This window comes from Cytobacillus sp. FSL R5-0569, assembly GCF_038007265.1.
Classification (GTDB): domain Bacteria; phylum Bacillota; class Bacilli; order Bacillales; family Cytobacillaceae; genus Cytobacillus; species Cytobacillus kochii.
The window spans coordinates 2263809-2278597 of record NZ_JBBOWW010000001.1 but is presented as its reverse complement, the minus strand read 5'-3'; the positions used below and the strand labels follow the sequence as shown (position 1 = coordinate 2278597).

At 35.8% G+C, this 14789-nt stretch carries 11 protein-coding genes; 3 read left to right on the top strand and 8 right to left on the bottom strand.

What is annotated here, in order from left to right:
- Positions 1 to 13: 13 nt before the first annotated feature.
- The 4 genes from MKX78_RS11800 to MKX78_RS11785 all read right to left on the bottom strand — a co-directional run bounded on the left by MKX78_RS11800 (position 14) and on the right by MKX78_RS11785 (position 4344).
- Positions 14 to 337 carry a PadR family transcriptional regulator gene (locus tag MKX78_RS11800; protein ID WP_095373317.1) on the bottom strand — a complete coding sequence of 108 codons (324 nt, stop codon included), beginning with the start codon at positions 335 to 337 and terminating at the stop codon, positions 14 to 16.
- A gap of 246 nt (positions 338 to 583) precedes the next feature.
- The gene (locus tag MKX78_RS11795; protein ID WP_095373318.1) at positions 584 to 1555 is read right to left on the bottom strand and encodes an NAD(P)H-dependent flavin oxidoreductase; all 972 of its coding nucleotides are present in this window, start codon (positions 1553 to 1555) and stop codon (positions 584 to 586) included.
- 178 nt (positions 1556 to 1733) lie between these two features.
- Positions 1734 to 2687: an alpha/beta hydrolase gene (locus MKX78_RS11790; protein ID WP_322909314.1), complete on the bottom strand. Its 954-nt coding sequence runs from the start codon at positions 2685 to 2687 to the stop codon at positions 1734 to 1736.
- 13 nt (positions 2688 to 2700) lie between these two features.
- A complete protein-coding gene (locus MKX78_RS11785) occupies positions 2701 to 4344 on the bottom strand; it encodes a flavin-containing monooxygenase (protein WP_341051009.1) in 1644 nt (547 codons plus the stop codon).
- 345 nt (positions 4345 to 4689) lie between these two features.
- Between MKX78_RS11785 and MKX78_RS11780 the strand changes: the two genes are divergently transcribed.
- The gene (locus MKX78_RS11780) at positions 4690 to 5232 is read left to right on the top strand and encodes a DUF402 domain-containing protein (RefSeq protein WP_341051007.1); all 543 of its coding nucleotides are present in this window, start codon (positions 4690 to 4692) and stop codon (positions 5230 to 5232) included.
- Between the two features lie 287 nt (positions 5233 to 5519).
- Here MKX78_RS11780 and parC read toward each other — a convergent pair whose 3' ends face one another.
- From parC to MKX78_RS11765, 3 genes are all read right to left on the bottom strand, one after another.
- Entirely contained in the window at positions 5520 to 7952 is a 2433-nt protein-coding gene (parC, locus tag MKX78_RS11775) for a DNA topoisomerase IV subunit A (RefSeq protein ID WP_307314039.1), read from the bottom strand.
- On the bottom strand, positions 7949 to 9925 hold the full coding sequence (gene parE / locus MKX78_RS11770; RefSeq protein ID WP_307314041.1) for a DNA topoisomerase IV subunit B: 1977 nt from the start codon (positions 9923 to 9925) through the stop codon (positions 7949 to 7951). The genes parC and parE overlap by 4 nt, the downstream gene beginning before the upstream one ends.
- Before the next feature lie 329 nt (positions 9926 to 10254).
- Entirely contained in the window at positions 10255 to 10668 is a 414-nt protein-coding gene (locus tag MKX78_RS11765; RefSeq protein ID WP_095373322.1) for a CoA-binding protein, read from the bottom strand.
- Between the two features lie 314 nt (positions 10669 to 10982).
- On the opposite strand from MKX78_RS11765, the gene plsY reads away from it, so the two are divergent.
- Complete coding sequence (gene plsY / locus MKX78_RS11760; RefSeq protein WP_341051005.1) at positions 10983 to 11585, top strand: glycerol-3-phosphate 1-O-acyltransferase PlsY; 603 nt, start codon at positions 10983 to 10985, stop codon at positions 11583 to 11585.
- 375 nt (positions 11586 to 11960) lie between these two features.
- On the top strand, positions 11961 to 13070 hold the full coding sequence (locus MKX78_RS11755; RefSeq protein ID WP_095373324.1) for an ATP-binding protein: 1110 nt from the start codon (positions 11961 to 11963) through the stop codon (positions 13068 to 13070).
- 87 nt (positions 13071 to 13157) lie between these two features.
- On the opposite strand, the gene brnQ is transcribed toward MKX78_RS11755, so the two are convergent.
- Positions 13158 to 14504, bottom strand: a complete 1347-nt coding sequence (brnQ, locus tag MKX78_RS11750) for a branched-chain amino acid transport system II carrier protein (RefSeq protein ID WP_341051003.1) — start codon at positions 14502 to 14504, stop codon at positions 13158 to 13160.
- Positions 14505 to 14789: the final 285 nt, after the last annotated feature.

Genomic DNA, 14789 nt, shown 5'->3' with positions numbered 1-14789 from the left:
CTTCTCCCCTCCACTAAATATCTGTATTAGAGAATAAGTTATCAGTAATGTGAATCATATGGCTCATCCTTTTATAATCTTGTCTTAGTACCTCAATTCCTTTCTCTGTGATCACATACGTTTTTCTACGTTTATCATCACTTTCCACAGATTGTATTAACCGTTGTTTCACTAAATTTTCTATTGCTCCGTACATCGTTCCTGCCGCTATTTTCACTTTGTTGTCACTTAATTCCTCCACTTTTTGCATCATGACATATCCATGGGAAGGTTCAATTAATGATAATAGAATGTAATAGGTTGTTTCGGTTAATGGAGAATATTTATTTATGTCCATTGAATCACCCCGACACTATATATACAGTTAAACTATATAGTTCAATTATATACAGTCTAACTGTATATTGCAATAAGTCACTTTTTATACTTTCGGCCTTTCTTACTTAATCGCATTTTTTGTTTTTTCTTTATCTATTGAATATTTGGAACATAGTTCTGTTAGAATTATTTTCGTTAATTTTTGTATGCTTATAACTTCGAACATTAAAAAAGCCACCTAAAAGGTGGCTAAAAGATTCATTGTTCACGTAAATTGTTTGCTATAAGCGAACAAGTCTTCTTGTGCTTGTTTATATTCCTGTTTTAGTTTATTGACATAATTAGCGGTAGTTGTCACCGCGGAAATAGCAGCAATACCTTGTCCACTTCCCCAAACATCTTTCCATGCTTTTACTCGATTTTCCCCAAAATTCATTTTGCTTGGATCACTATCTGGTAGATTATCAGGATCCAAACCAGCAGCTTTTATGGATGGTTTTAAATAGTTACCATGAACCCCAGTAAATAGATTACTATAAACAATATCATCGGATGAACCATCAACAATAGCTTGTTTATACTCTTCTGAGGCTCTAGCTTCCTCTGTAGCGATAAATGGCGAGCCGATATAGGCTAAGTCTGCTCCCATCGCTTGCGCAGCTAAAATGGCTTGTCCGTTCGCAATAGAGCCAGATAGCGCTAATGTTCCATCAAACCATTGTCTAATTTCTTGAATGAGCGCAAACGGACTTTTATCACCAGCATGGCCACCCGCTCCTGCAGCAACAGCAATTAAACCATCTGCGCCTTTTTCTATCGCTTTATGTGCAAAAGTATTATTGATTACATCATGGAGTGCAATACCACCATAACTATGAGTAGCGGAGAATACTTCCTCTCTCGCTCCTAGAGAGGTAATTATAATTGGCACTTTATATTTCACGCATAGCTCCATATCTTTTTCTAATCTTTGATTTGATTTATGTACGATTTGATTAATTGCAAAGGGTGCAGCCGGTTTATCCGGGTTTTGTGCATTATAATCAGCAAGCTCTTCTGTAATCTGCGCTAACCATTCATCTAACTGAGAAGAAGGTCTGGCATTTAATGCTGGCATTGATCCAACGATACCAGCTTTACATTGTTCAATAACTAGCTTTGGGTTACTAATAATAAAAAGTGGTGATCCAATGACCGGTAACTGTAATTGCTGAAATTGTTTTGGTAAACGAGACATTTTCTTTTCTCCCTTCAAAGAACGAATGAAAACGGTAACACTTATTTACATCTGTTTTCTATATGTCCAATTTAACCCATATTTCTGTTACCCGTCAATTAAATATCAGATATTTCTAAATTAACAATATTATTTTTCGTGAAAATAAGCTGCGATTCAATCTCGCAGCTCATTTTTTTTATTTCATGATTTTTACTTTTGGATTAAGCGCTTTCTTTAATGCTTGTATATAGTTGTGAATGGCTGCACTACCCAAATCAGAAGTTGGATTTAATAATTCAAAGGCATGATAAGCGCCAGGATAAATATGAAACTCTACATCGACTCCATCTTTCGCAAGTCTCGAGACATATTCAATTGTTTCATCCCTAAATGGATCCAATTGACCCACACATGTATAGGTTGGTGGTAGGCCAGAATAATTTTTTGCTCTTGCCGGCGCAGCATACGGTGAAATCTCACCATTGATATTTTTACCTAAATACATCCTCCATGCTGCTAGGTTATTGCCACGATTCCATATTGCTTTTTCATCGGTGATTTCATAGCTTGATGCAGTCGTATTACGATCATCTATCATTGGATAAAGTGGCATTTGAAAGGCTATTTTCGGACCGCTTCTATCTCGTGCTAACAATGAGAGGGCAGCTGTTAATCCTCCGCCCGCACTCTGACCAGCTACTGCGATTCTACTTCTATCAATCTTTAATTCTTCACAGCTCTCATGCATCCATAACAAGGCAGCATAGCAATCTTCTATTGCACAAGGATAGCGATGCTCTGGAGCTAACCGATAATCGACTGACACAACCACACATTCAGCTTCTTTTACAAACGCTTGACAAATAGCATCACTACCATCTGGATGACCAGTTACATACCCTCCTCCATGTATGAAAAGAACAGCTGGAAGTGCCTCTTCATTTCTATTAGAAGGTTCATAGATCTTCACTAACATTCTTTGTTTATCTCCACCTTGAATAGATAATTGATTGATTCTTACATAAGGGGATGTTTCGACTGGGACGAATGCAGCCTGCCTTGCTGCTTCTAATCCCTCTGGTAACTTAAATGGTGGGAAAACCTCACAGATTTCTCTTATTTCTTCTGCTACTCTACTGATAAAATCCATTAATAGCACTCCTTTACATATTTTTTGTGATGGAAGAATGTTGGTCAAACCCACTATACTCACTAGTAGCACAATTCTCGAGGATTTTCCCGTATTGTCCTAGCCCACCTAGATAAATTAAAAATGCTTCAGGCTTTCCTTCTACATTTGCTCCAGAATACCAAGAAGGGGTTTTACTATATAATGTTTGTCTATATACTTCTTCACAGTGGATACGCCATGTTTCTTCTTGTTGCGCATTAGCTTCTACCATTTCGATTCCCTCTGCCTCTATATAAGCAATAAAACGGTCAATCCAATCCACATGCTGTTCAATACTTGTCGGCATATTTGTTGCTACAGATGGACTTTGTGGTCCAGTAATCATAAACATATTCGGGAAGAGGTTAGTGGCAACACCTAAATAAGTTGATACATTAGCTCCATGTTCCCATTTCTCCTTAAGTGATTCTCCTCCACGTCCTTTAATATCCATCGTTAATAATGGTCCGGTCATTCCATCATAACCTGTAGCGAACACAACCATATCTAAGGGATACTCTCTGCCTGTTGTGCAAATACCCTTTTCACTGAATTGTGTTATAGGCGCAGATTTTACATCGACAAAATGGACATGTGGCAAATTAAATGATTCATAATAATTTGTATCAAGAACTAGACGTTTAGTGGCAATTGGATAAGTGGGTAACAATTTTTCTGCTAACGATTGATCCTTAACAACTTGTTTTATCTTATCTCGAACAAATTGACTAAGTGTTTCATTAGAGGTTTCATTAATTAATAAATCATTATAAGTGGCACTTATCTCAAAGCCACCTTTCTTCCATGCTGTTTCATAAATTTCCTGCCGTTTAAATTGATTTTCCTCTAAGGCAGAAATCGGTCGTGAAAAAAAGGGATAACCAGTATGAGATTGAAACATTTTCTTTCTTGTATCTAATCGATTTGCTTTATATTCATTGATTTCTTCTTCTGTGTAAGGGTGATTTTGTGCAGGAATCGCATATTGAGGAGTTCTTTGGAAGCTATATACTTCCGCTGCTGTTTCTGCAATAACCGGTAAACTTTGAATTCCACTTGAACCATTACCAATAATCCCTACTTTCTTGCCATGAAAATCTACTTCGTGATGTGGCCAAGTACCTGTGTGATAGCTTTCACCTTTATACTGACTATAACCTGGTATTTTCGGGATATTCTTCGCATGTGCTGACAGACAACCGACAGCTGTAATGAAATATTTACATATCAATTGTCGACCATCTTGTAAATACACTCTCCATTGTGTAATTTCTTCATCAAAATGAGCCGCTCTTATTTCTGTTTCTAACTCAATATCCTCTCTCAGTTGTAAGCGATCTGCTACAAAGTTTAAGTATTCGAGAATTTCTGGTTGAGTCGGATAACGAGAACGCCAAGACCATTCTTCATATAACGTTTCAGAAAAGGTAAAATTATACGTATGGCTCTCTGAGTCACACCTCGCACCAGGGTAGCAGCTCCAATACCAAGCTCCCCCTACACCAGCTCCCTTTTCAAACACTCGGACACTTAAGCCACGTTCTCGTAATCTGTAGAGCATATACATGCCAGAAAACCCAGCACCAACAATGATTGCATCATAGGAAGGGAAATCTTGATGATTGTGATTGTCCATCAATTACTCACACCTTTCTACTTAAATGATTGCGCTTACATTTTATAGGTTTTGTCGAAAATATTCTGACTATTAATAGTATTAGACCTCCTATTGTAAAATTCCTCTATCCTCAATTAAATTTTTTCTCACTAATATAGCTCAGTAAAAGGAAGCATATTAATTTTAGAGGTAACAGCATTACTTATGAAATATCTTCGGTAGTATCTAATATTTCAAATAAAAGTGATGATATGTTGAATAAATCTTTAATATAGAATTTCATCCAATAATTTTGTTTAATATAAGTAAACTCGTTACAATCAAATGCTATAATTCGCATAAAAACTTGCGTGGGGGATGATGATGCTAAAGAGGAAGTTCGGAGATCGTTCAGATTGGAAAAGAATTGATAAAAGGAAATATTCACAGGCTTTCCTCAATACCAAAAACTTTAAGGGTCACATAACTTTATTACATGCACTATCCGTTACCTCACCATTATGTGTAAGTTATGGGAGAAAGAAATTATGTATAGTGGATGATGGATATATGTGGCTTCAACAATTTCCTTTAAGAAAAAACCATTCAGTAACTACGATGTTCGATTCTAAAGGGAATATCATTCAGTGGTATATAGACATATGCCTCCATTATGGAATAGACAATAATATTCCATGGATGGACGATTTATTCTTAGATATTGTTATATTACCAACCGGGGAATTATATGTTTTGGATGACGACGAACTTGAAGATGCGCTAAAAAATAATATTATTAATCAACCTCTATATGATTTAGCTTGGAAAGAAGTAAAAATCATTAAAAGTTTAGTTAGAGCTGGAAACTTTAATTTGTTAAAATTGTCGAACACCCATAAAAAAATTCTATCTAAAATTTTGAAGTAACTACGATTAAATGAACAGAAGTTCTGTCTATTTCCGTTCATTAATCATGAAGATTAGATAACTAGAAGACTTAACATTAATAAAAAAATTATTTACTTTACACAGTAATCTTCCCTGTTGACCAAGAAACGTTAGAGGGATGCCTTCAGTGTTTTTTCAATACTAAAATGATCAACTAAAAGAATGATAATGCACATTAAAAAAGTACATCACTTTTATGAGTGTGTACTTTTTTAATAATGTGTCATTAAGTTAAATACAACCTTTCAACTTTTTGAAGAAATCGTTTATGTTTGTTCCTTTGTCTCAGTCCATAAATGAATAATTGCACCATTTTCTTCTTCATCTAATATAAACGATCCGTTGGAGTAGCGATCATTGTATCTAAGTTCATTCATTGCTATGGACTCAATTGTCCCTTTTTCACTTTCAACAAATGCTGTTTCATGATTATTTGTTATAACCATACCAACAATGCGATGCGGATGTTTTTTCAATTCGCGTAACATCACTACACCTCGTTTTGCCCTTGATGTTTGTTCAAACTCTTGCAGTTTCATTTTTTTCACTGCCCCGCGTTGCGTCGCAATGACAACTGCTTCTTCTTTCTCATTACTAATCATTTTTCCAGAAACAACATAGTCATCATCTTTTAGATTGATTCCTTTTACACCCGCAGCTCTTGGGCCTACTAAGTTTACTTCTTTCTCATGAAACCTGAGACCATAACCTAAATGAGTTGTGAGAAACACATCATGCTCGCCATGTGTTAGGTGAACATCGACAACCTCATCATCACCTTTTAGGTTAAGTGCAACGAGCGCTTTTGAAAAGCGTTGAGCTTTATATGATTTTAATTCGGTTTTCTTCACCATACCGTTTTTCGTAATAAATAATAATGTTGCATTCTCTTGTTCAAAATCAGTAATAGGGATTGCGTGAATGATACATTCATCACGATCGATGGCAATGATATTGGCAATATGTTGACCCATGTCCTTCCAGCGGATGTCAGGTAATTGGTGCACAGGACAATATAAGTAGCTGCCTTTATTCGTAAATAGAAGTAGAACATCCGTTGTATTCATCTCTAGCTTTGTTAATAAACGGTCGGATTCCTTCATCGCTAAATCTTGTCCATTTGAAGCTGAATAAGAACGCTGGCTTGTCCGCTTAATATACCCATCTCTTGTGACAGTAACAATCACATCTTCATTTGCTACAAGAACTTCTAGGTTAATTTTAATTTCTTCTATTTCTGCTTCAATTACTGTTCTTCTATTGTCTTCAAATTTCTTCTTCACTTCACGAAGTTCTTTTTTAATCACTGATGCGAGTTTCTTGTCACTGGCAAGAATCGATGTGAGTTCCTCTACTTTGGCCGCTAATTCCTCTGCTTCTGCACGCAATGCAGTGATATCTGTATTCGTCAAACGATATAGTTGTAATGAGACGATCGCTTCTGCTTGAGGCTCTGTAAATTGATACTCTCTCATTAAATTCTCTTTCGCGTCACGCTTATCTTTTGAAGCACGAATCGTCGCAATGACTTCGTCTAATATAGATAATGCCTTGATTAGGCCTTCAACGATATGCTGACGTGTTTGAGCCTTTTCTAAATCGAATTGTGTTCTACGTGTGACAACCTCTTTTCGATGGTCAATGTAGGCATCTAGTAGGGGGACTAGACCCATCGTTTTCGGATGACGGTTATGAATAGCCACCATATTAAAGTTATACGGGATTTGCAGATCAGTATATTTATATAAATAATGTAAAACCCCTTGTGGGTCAGCATCCTTCTTTAATTCAACGACAATTCTTAGCCCTGTACGATCCGTTTCATCACGGACTTCAGCGATTCCTTCGATTTTACGATCGAAGCGAAATTCATCCATTTTCTTCACTAAGTTCGCTTTATTTACTTCATAAGGGATTTCAGTAATGACTATTTGCTTTCTACCACCACGAATATCCTCGAAATCTACTTTACCACGGATAATAATTTTACCTTTGCCCGTTTCATAGGCTTTCTTAATGCCTTCTACACCTTGTATGATTCCACCGGTAGGAAAATCAGGTCCTTTTATATACTGCATTAAATCATCGACAGTACTTTGTGGACGATCCATACGATGAATAACAGCATCAATAACTTCTCCAAGATGATGAGGTGGGATTTCCGTTGCATATCCGGCAGAAATCCCTGTTGATCCATTTACAAGTAAGTTGGGATAACTAGCTGGTAAAACGGTTGGTTCATTCGAAGTATCATCAAAGTTCGGAATAAAATCAACCGTTCTTTTTTCAATATCATTTAAGAGTGCAGAAGAAATAGAAGATAATCTCGCCTCTGTATACCTCATCGCAGCAGGTGGATCATTATCGATACTACCATTATTGCCGTGCATTTCAATAAGAAGCTTGCGCAACTTCCAATCTTGACTCATACGCACCATGGCATCATATACAGAGGAGTCACCATGTGGGTGAAAATTACCAATCACATTACCGACCGTTTTTGCCGATTTTCTAAAACCTTTATCATGCGTATTACCTTCAACATGCATGGCATATAAGATACGACGCTGCACGGGCTTAAGCCCGTCTCTCGCATCAGGTAATGCTCTATCTTGTATAATATATTTACTATATCTGCCAAATCGGTCACCAAGGACATCTTCTAACGGCAGATCACGAAATTGTTCTGCTTTGTTCATGAATCTAACTCCTCAAGCGTCGAAATGTTTTCATTTTCTAAAATACTGCCATCTTCTTCTAATCCGAATGCGACATTTGTTTCAATCCATTTCCTCCGTGGTTCAACTTTATCACCCATTAAAGTGGTAATTCTACGTTCCGCTCTCGCAGCGTCATCAATTTTCACACGGATGAGCGTTCTCGTTTCTGGATCCATCGTTGTTTCCCATAATTGGTCAGCATTCATCTCACCAAGTCCTTTATAACGCTGAATAATATAGCCTTTACCAACCTTTTTAATCGTATCAGGAAGCTCTTCATCACTCCATGCATACTCTATTACTTCTTTCTTTCCAGAACCTTTACTCACTTTGTACAATGGTGGTAAAGCAATATAGACTCTACCTGCTTCTAGTAACGGTTTCATATAGCGGTAGAAGAAGGTCAGTAAGAGCACTTGAATATGGGCTCCATCGGTATCAGCATCCGTCATAATAATCACTTTATCGTAATTAATATCTTCAATCGTAAAGTCACCACCGACACCCGCTCCAACAGCGTGTATAATCGTGTTTATCTCTTCATTTTTAAAGATATCTGCGAGCTTTGCCTTTTCAGTATTTATTACTTTACCTCTTAATGGCAATACTGCTTGAAACCTTCTATCGCGCCCCTGCTTTGCTGAACCACCCGCAGAGTCACCTTCTACTAAATATAATTCGTTTCTTTCTGGGTTACGTGATTGAGCAGGTGTCAATTTCCCTGACAGAACCGCTTCAGCCCGTTTCTTCTTCTTTCCGCCTCTAGCGTCTTCCCTTGCTTTACGTGCTGCTTCTCTTGCTTGAAAAGCTCTAATTGCTTTCTTAATTAATAAAGAGCTTGTATCTGGATTTTCTTCAAGGAAGTAAGAGAGATACTCTGATACAACAGCATCGACAGCTGAACGCGCTTCGCTTGTTCCGAGCTTGCCCTTTGTTTGTCCTTCAAATTGTAACAGTTCTTCGGGTACACGTACTGAGACAATCGCCGCAAAACCTTCTCGTAAATCAGTTCCTTCTAAGTTCTTATCTTTCTCTTTTAGAAGCTGAACTTTACGGGCATATTCATTGAACACCCTAGTCATCGCTGTTTTAGCTCCAGCTTCATGTGTCCCTCCATCTTTCGTACGAACATTATTAACAAAAGAAAGGACATTTTCTGAAAAACCATCATTAAATTGGAAGGCAAAATCAACTTCAATACCATTATGCTCCCCTTCAAAACTAACTACTGGATGGAGCGTATCTTTTTCTTCATTTAGGTACTGAACAAATGCTTCAATCCCATTTTCATAATGATAAATCTCTTTAAGATCATGACGTTCATCCGTTATCTCGATTTTCATCCCTTTTAAGAGAAAAGCGGATTCACGTAATCGTTCACTTAGCACTTCAAAATTATATGTAGTTGTTGAGAAAATTGTCGGATCTGGTTTAAAGTGGATCGTTGTCCCTACTTGATTCGTTTTACCAACCTTCTCAAGCGTGGTTACTGGCTTTCCGCCGTTTTCAAACCGCTGTTCATAAACAAGTCCATCGCGTTTAATTTTAACGACTAACCATTGTGATAAGGCGTTAACAACTGAAGCACCTACACCATGAAGTCCACCACTTGTTTTGTATCCACCTTGGCCAAACTTTCCTCCAGCGTGCAACACAGTCAATATGACTTCGGTTGTAGGTTTGCCCATCTTGTGCATTCCGGTCGGCATTCCTCGACCTTTATCTTGAACACTAATTGAATTGTCTTTATGTATTTTGACAATGATATGATCGCCGAAACCTGCAAGTGCTTCATCTACAGCGTTATCGACTATTTCGTATACAAGATGGTGTAGCCCTCTTGCATCCGTACTTCCAATGTACATTCCGGGACGTTTTCTAACAGCTTCTAATCCCTCAAGTACTTGTATGGCATCATCATTATAGTCAAATACTTCCTGATTTTTTGCCACAAGCATTCCCCTTTCATCTCTTCAAAAACCATCTATTGTCTATCAATCCGAGTCGGCAATAGAGTTTGATTATATCATAACCGCGCCTTTATGCACCTCTCTACAATAGATATCGGTTTATTATTCCATTCTTATTCACTATATTCCTTCTTATCATGCGAGTCGTATGCATATATGTTCCCCATTGTAACATGCATTAAGATCATGTATATACTGTTGCAAGAGGTGAATAAGAACAAACGTTCTAATAATTATATCATATTTATACGTCTAAACCGCATATGAAAGAAAAAGCATGAAATCAATGTCATGATCCCATGCTACAAATGTTATTTTGTTAGCGCATGCTCTACTTTAATGCATCGATCCATGATCACGGTATAACCAGCATCACTTAACTGCTGAAATACGTCTTCATCTACAACACCTAGCTGAGTCCAAAAAATGGGACAATCAATATTTTGAAATTCACTCGCAAGACTTGGCAAATATTCCGAACGTCTAAAGACATTAACAATATCCACTTTGCCTTCTATTTCAGCTAATGATGCAACCGCTTTTACACCTAATACTTCCTTAACTTTGGGATTAACAGGGATGATTTCGTAACCACTTTTTTGCATGGCTTCACTTACCATATAGGATGTACGATTAGGTTTATCACTTAAACCTACGACGGCAATCCTCTTTGCTTGTTTTAACATCTTTCCGATTTCAGTTCTTGATGGGTTTTCTATACTCAATACATTCACCTCTTATTTTGAACTCTACACTATTTTATCTGAATTAAAGTATAAATGCGAATAGATCGCAATGCTGTTCTTTCTGACATACAGCTTCATCTTTTTTATAAAGCTTTCCTTTTCGCTAAATATCACGTAATCCACTTAACAAAAAAGTTCTTTTCTACTAATTTTAATCATATATCTATTTAACATTCGTTTCATACTAGGGTAATCTTTGCAATTGAAAAGATAATTTAAAAGCAACATAGTACATTCACTTATTTACGTGGTACAATATAAGAACTGTATTTTTATTCCGTGGGGGAGAGTTTATGACATTTGAAGTAATCATCGTTTTTCTTATTGCTTATTTAATTGGTTCCATTCCATCTGGATTAATCATTGGTAAAGTGTTTTATGGCATTGATATTCGTGAGCATGGTAGTGGTAATCTTGGTGGGACAAACACTTTCCGAACGCTAGGAAAAAAAGCAGGTTTTACCGTTACACTGGCCGATATCCTGAAAGGTACCATAGCTGCTGGATTATTACCAATCTTCTTTGATATAGATATACATACAGTAATTATAGGAATTTTTGCTGTTATTGGCCATATGTACCCGATATTTGCAGGATTCAAAGGTGGTAAAGCTGTTGCTACATCTGCAGGTGTTGTGCTGGCGTTCGTGCCCGTCATGTTTGTGGTAATATTAGCTGTATTTTTCATCTCACTTCTCACTACTAAATATGTTTCATTATCATCAATGATTGCTGGTATTGCAGGATTGATTTATTCACTCATTCTTGGTGATCCAATTTTAATCATAGTGATTGCCTTAATGACATTGTTCATCATTTATCGACATCGTACAAATATTAAAAGGATTATCAATAAAGCCGAACCAAAAGTCAATTTATTTAAAAAGAAAAGTTAACATTCAAAAGACAGCGTTATAGAATGCTGTCTTTTCTTATTTATTCATTTCTATACTAGGTAGATCGAAGCTATAATTTTTTCTAGTAATCTATCTTTTTTACAATTCCTAAAAAATTCCTTTAACGAATGAAAACGGTGATTGAAAGCCATTGAATGACTTTGGTATGATAAGATTAATAAGTCCATCATTGCGATTTAATTAAAAATATGACATTTTAACTCATATACATAACAAGAAAAGTAGAGATGATTCGTGTTTTTTTCTCAATATACATGTTTTTCTAACATATAATGCAATTTCTTCTAATAGAATAAAAGAGAATGACATTAGATACTACTTCCACATGACAAACAATGGTAAGGATGATAAGAAATGAAATTAACTGAGATTGTCTTAAAAGAACTACCATTTCCATACTTCTTAATTGACAACAATAATCACGTGGTTTCAACATCTATAGTTAATCAGCATACAATCATTGGTACCCCATTCACACAATTAATGAATTACGAAGATGTCGAACAATTTAATGAAATACGCAAGAAAAAAGCAGTTCTTAATTTACAGCTATTTTTCGGAAACGGTTATCACAATTATCGCGTCTATACGATTCCTGAGGAAGAATCATGTCATTTATTTTGCTACCCCTTATTTCATTCATTATCTACTGATCATAATTATCAAACACAACAATTAGAGCAGAAACTCCTCAGATTTAGCTTAGAACTAAATGAAAAAAAGAAAATCATTCATGAAACTGCGTCTCAGATTAATGAAGCTAATTTCACAAATGAGTACGCACAAAATTTAAGTACACTTGCAGCATCGATGGCACATGAAATACGTAACCCGCTTACAACAGTTAAAGGTTTTTTACAATTGTTAAAACCCTATCTCAATGAGTCAGGGAAAAATCAATATGTTGATATTGCTCTAGATGAGATTAATCGTGCCAATGATATTATTCATGAGTTTCTAAATGCAGCAAAGCCAACAGACAATATTAAAGAACGTATTTCTATTAATAAACTTGTTCACGATACTTTCCTGTTGTTTCAGAGTGAAGCGATTTTAAAGAATACTGCACTCTCCTTCCAATTATCAAAAGACGATCCATATATTTATGGTAATGCCAAACAATTAAAACAAGTACTAGTCAACTTAATTAAAAATGCACTGGAATCATTTGATACACAAGAGCAGCATCAAGAAAATACGATTAATATCTCTGTTAGAAGGACAGCTGAAACATGTTTAATCGTTATAAAGGATACTGGTTTCGGAATGAATGAAGAGACATTAGAAAAGCTTTTTCAACCTTTTTATTCTACTAAATCGACGGGCACAGGCATTGGGTTATCCATTTGTAAAAGAATTATCGAACAACATAATGGCTGGATTAACATTTCATCTGAAATGAATGTTGGTACAACGATTAAGATTACTTTACCGCTCGATAAAGAAAATACATACAGCAATTGAGAGATTAACTTCACATATCCGAATGATCTGGCATCGTTTTATAGCAAAAAAAGAAGCCTCCGTTTTAGTCGGAGGCTTTTTTTCTTATTAAATTAATTGTTCTTTTTCATCCTCAACTTTTTTATTTTGAAATAAACCAATGATTATTCCTAGAACCGCTCCTAAAAATGCAGGTACTAACCAACCTAACCCTACATCATATAATGGAAGAATACTAGTGAATAGATTATCTACTGAGGCAATCGTATATCCTGCTGCTTTAAAGCCATCAAAGATACCAATAATAAACGTAAATAACATACTCATTTGGTAAACAGATTTCTTACCATTAAACAATGGGTGTAAAAACGTAAGGATTAATAATACAATCGCTAATGGATAAATAGCTGTTAATACCGGTACTGAAATAGCAATCAATTGACTTAATCCAAAATTAGCAATCGCTGCACTAAATACTGAGAAAACAATAACAAACGTATTATAGGAGACTTTAGGAATGATTTTACTAAAATAAGCTGCACATGAAGAGATTAAACCAATACTAGTCGTTAAGCATGCGGCTATGACAATAACACTTAGTATAACTCCTCCAAATGAGCCGAAATAATGCCCGGAAACTTGAGATAAAACCGCCCCACCGTTTCCTAATATACCTAATTGAGAAACACTACTAGCACCAATATAAGAAAGTGAGCCATAAATCACAGCAAGCAAACCGGCTGAAATTAATCCTGCTTTAATCACTGAAAGCATCACTACTTTAGTTGATTGAACGCCTTTAGAACGAATGGCATCAATTACGATAATTCCGAATACGAAAGCAGCAAGGGCATCCATTGTTAAGTAACCTTCAGTAAAGCCGTTAAAGAAAGAGTTAACAGTATATGCCTCACTTGGTGCTTGTAGAGATCCTAGTGGATTAACAAATGCTACTACAATTAAAATTAAAATAAATAATAGTAGAATAGGTGTTAAAACTTTACCAACAATATCAACAATTTTCGATGCATTCAGAGAGAAGAATGCGGTAATTCCAAAGAAGATGATAGAGAAGATAACTAATCCAATCGTACTCCATTCATCAGAAATGAATGGTCTAATACCAATTTCATAAGAGACCGTACCAGTTCTTGGTATCGCAAATAATGGTCCGATAGATAAATATAGAACAACTGTAAAAAGTAGACCAAAGAGTGGACTTACACGACTTGCAAGCGATTGCAAGTCACTTTTACCAGAATAACCTAAAGCGATTACACCCAATAAAGGAAGACCAACACCTGTTATAATAAAGCCCGCTACTGCGGCCCATACGTTCGTTCCTGCTTCTTGACCCATCATTACTGGAAAAATTAAGTTCCCAGCACCGAAAAATAATGAAAATAACATAAAACCTACTGCAATAATATAAGAAGACGGAACCTTTTGATTCATATCTTCTACCCCCTTCTGCCTCTACTGTTGTAGTTAACAATCTTCAATTACTATAATTTACTAATTCTTCAGAAAATTCATATTTAAATATAATATTGTATGAATTACAATCTCTGAAAAAATTCAAGCAATATATTGCATTATTAAAGTAACATATCCATGTAATGAATGCAATATATTATTTTAAAAAAATATAGTCATATGTAATATATTAATAGAATTATTCTTACTTAATTTACTAGTAGAGACCTCGATAATTTTACATTCTTGATTGGAATGACTAAG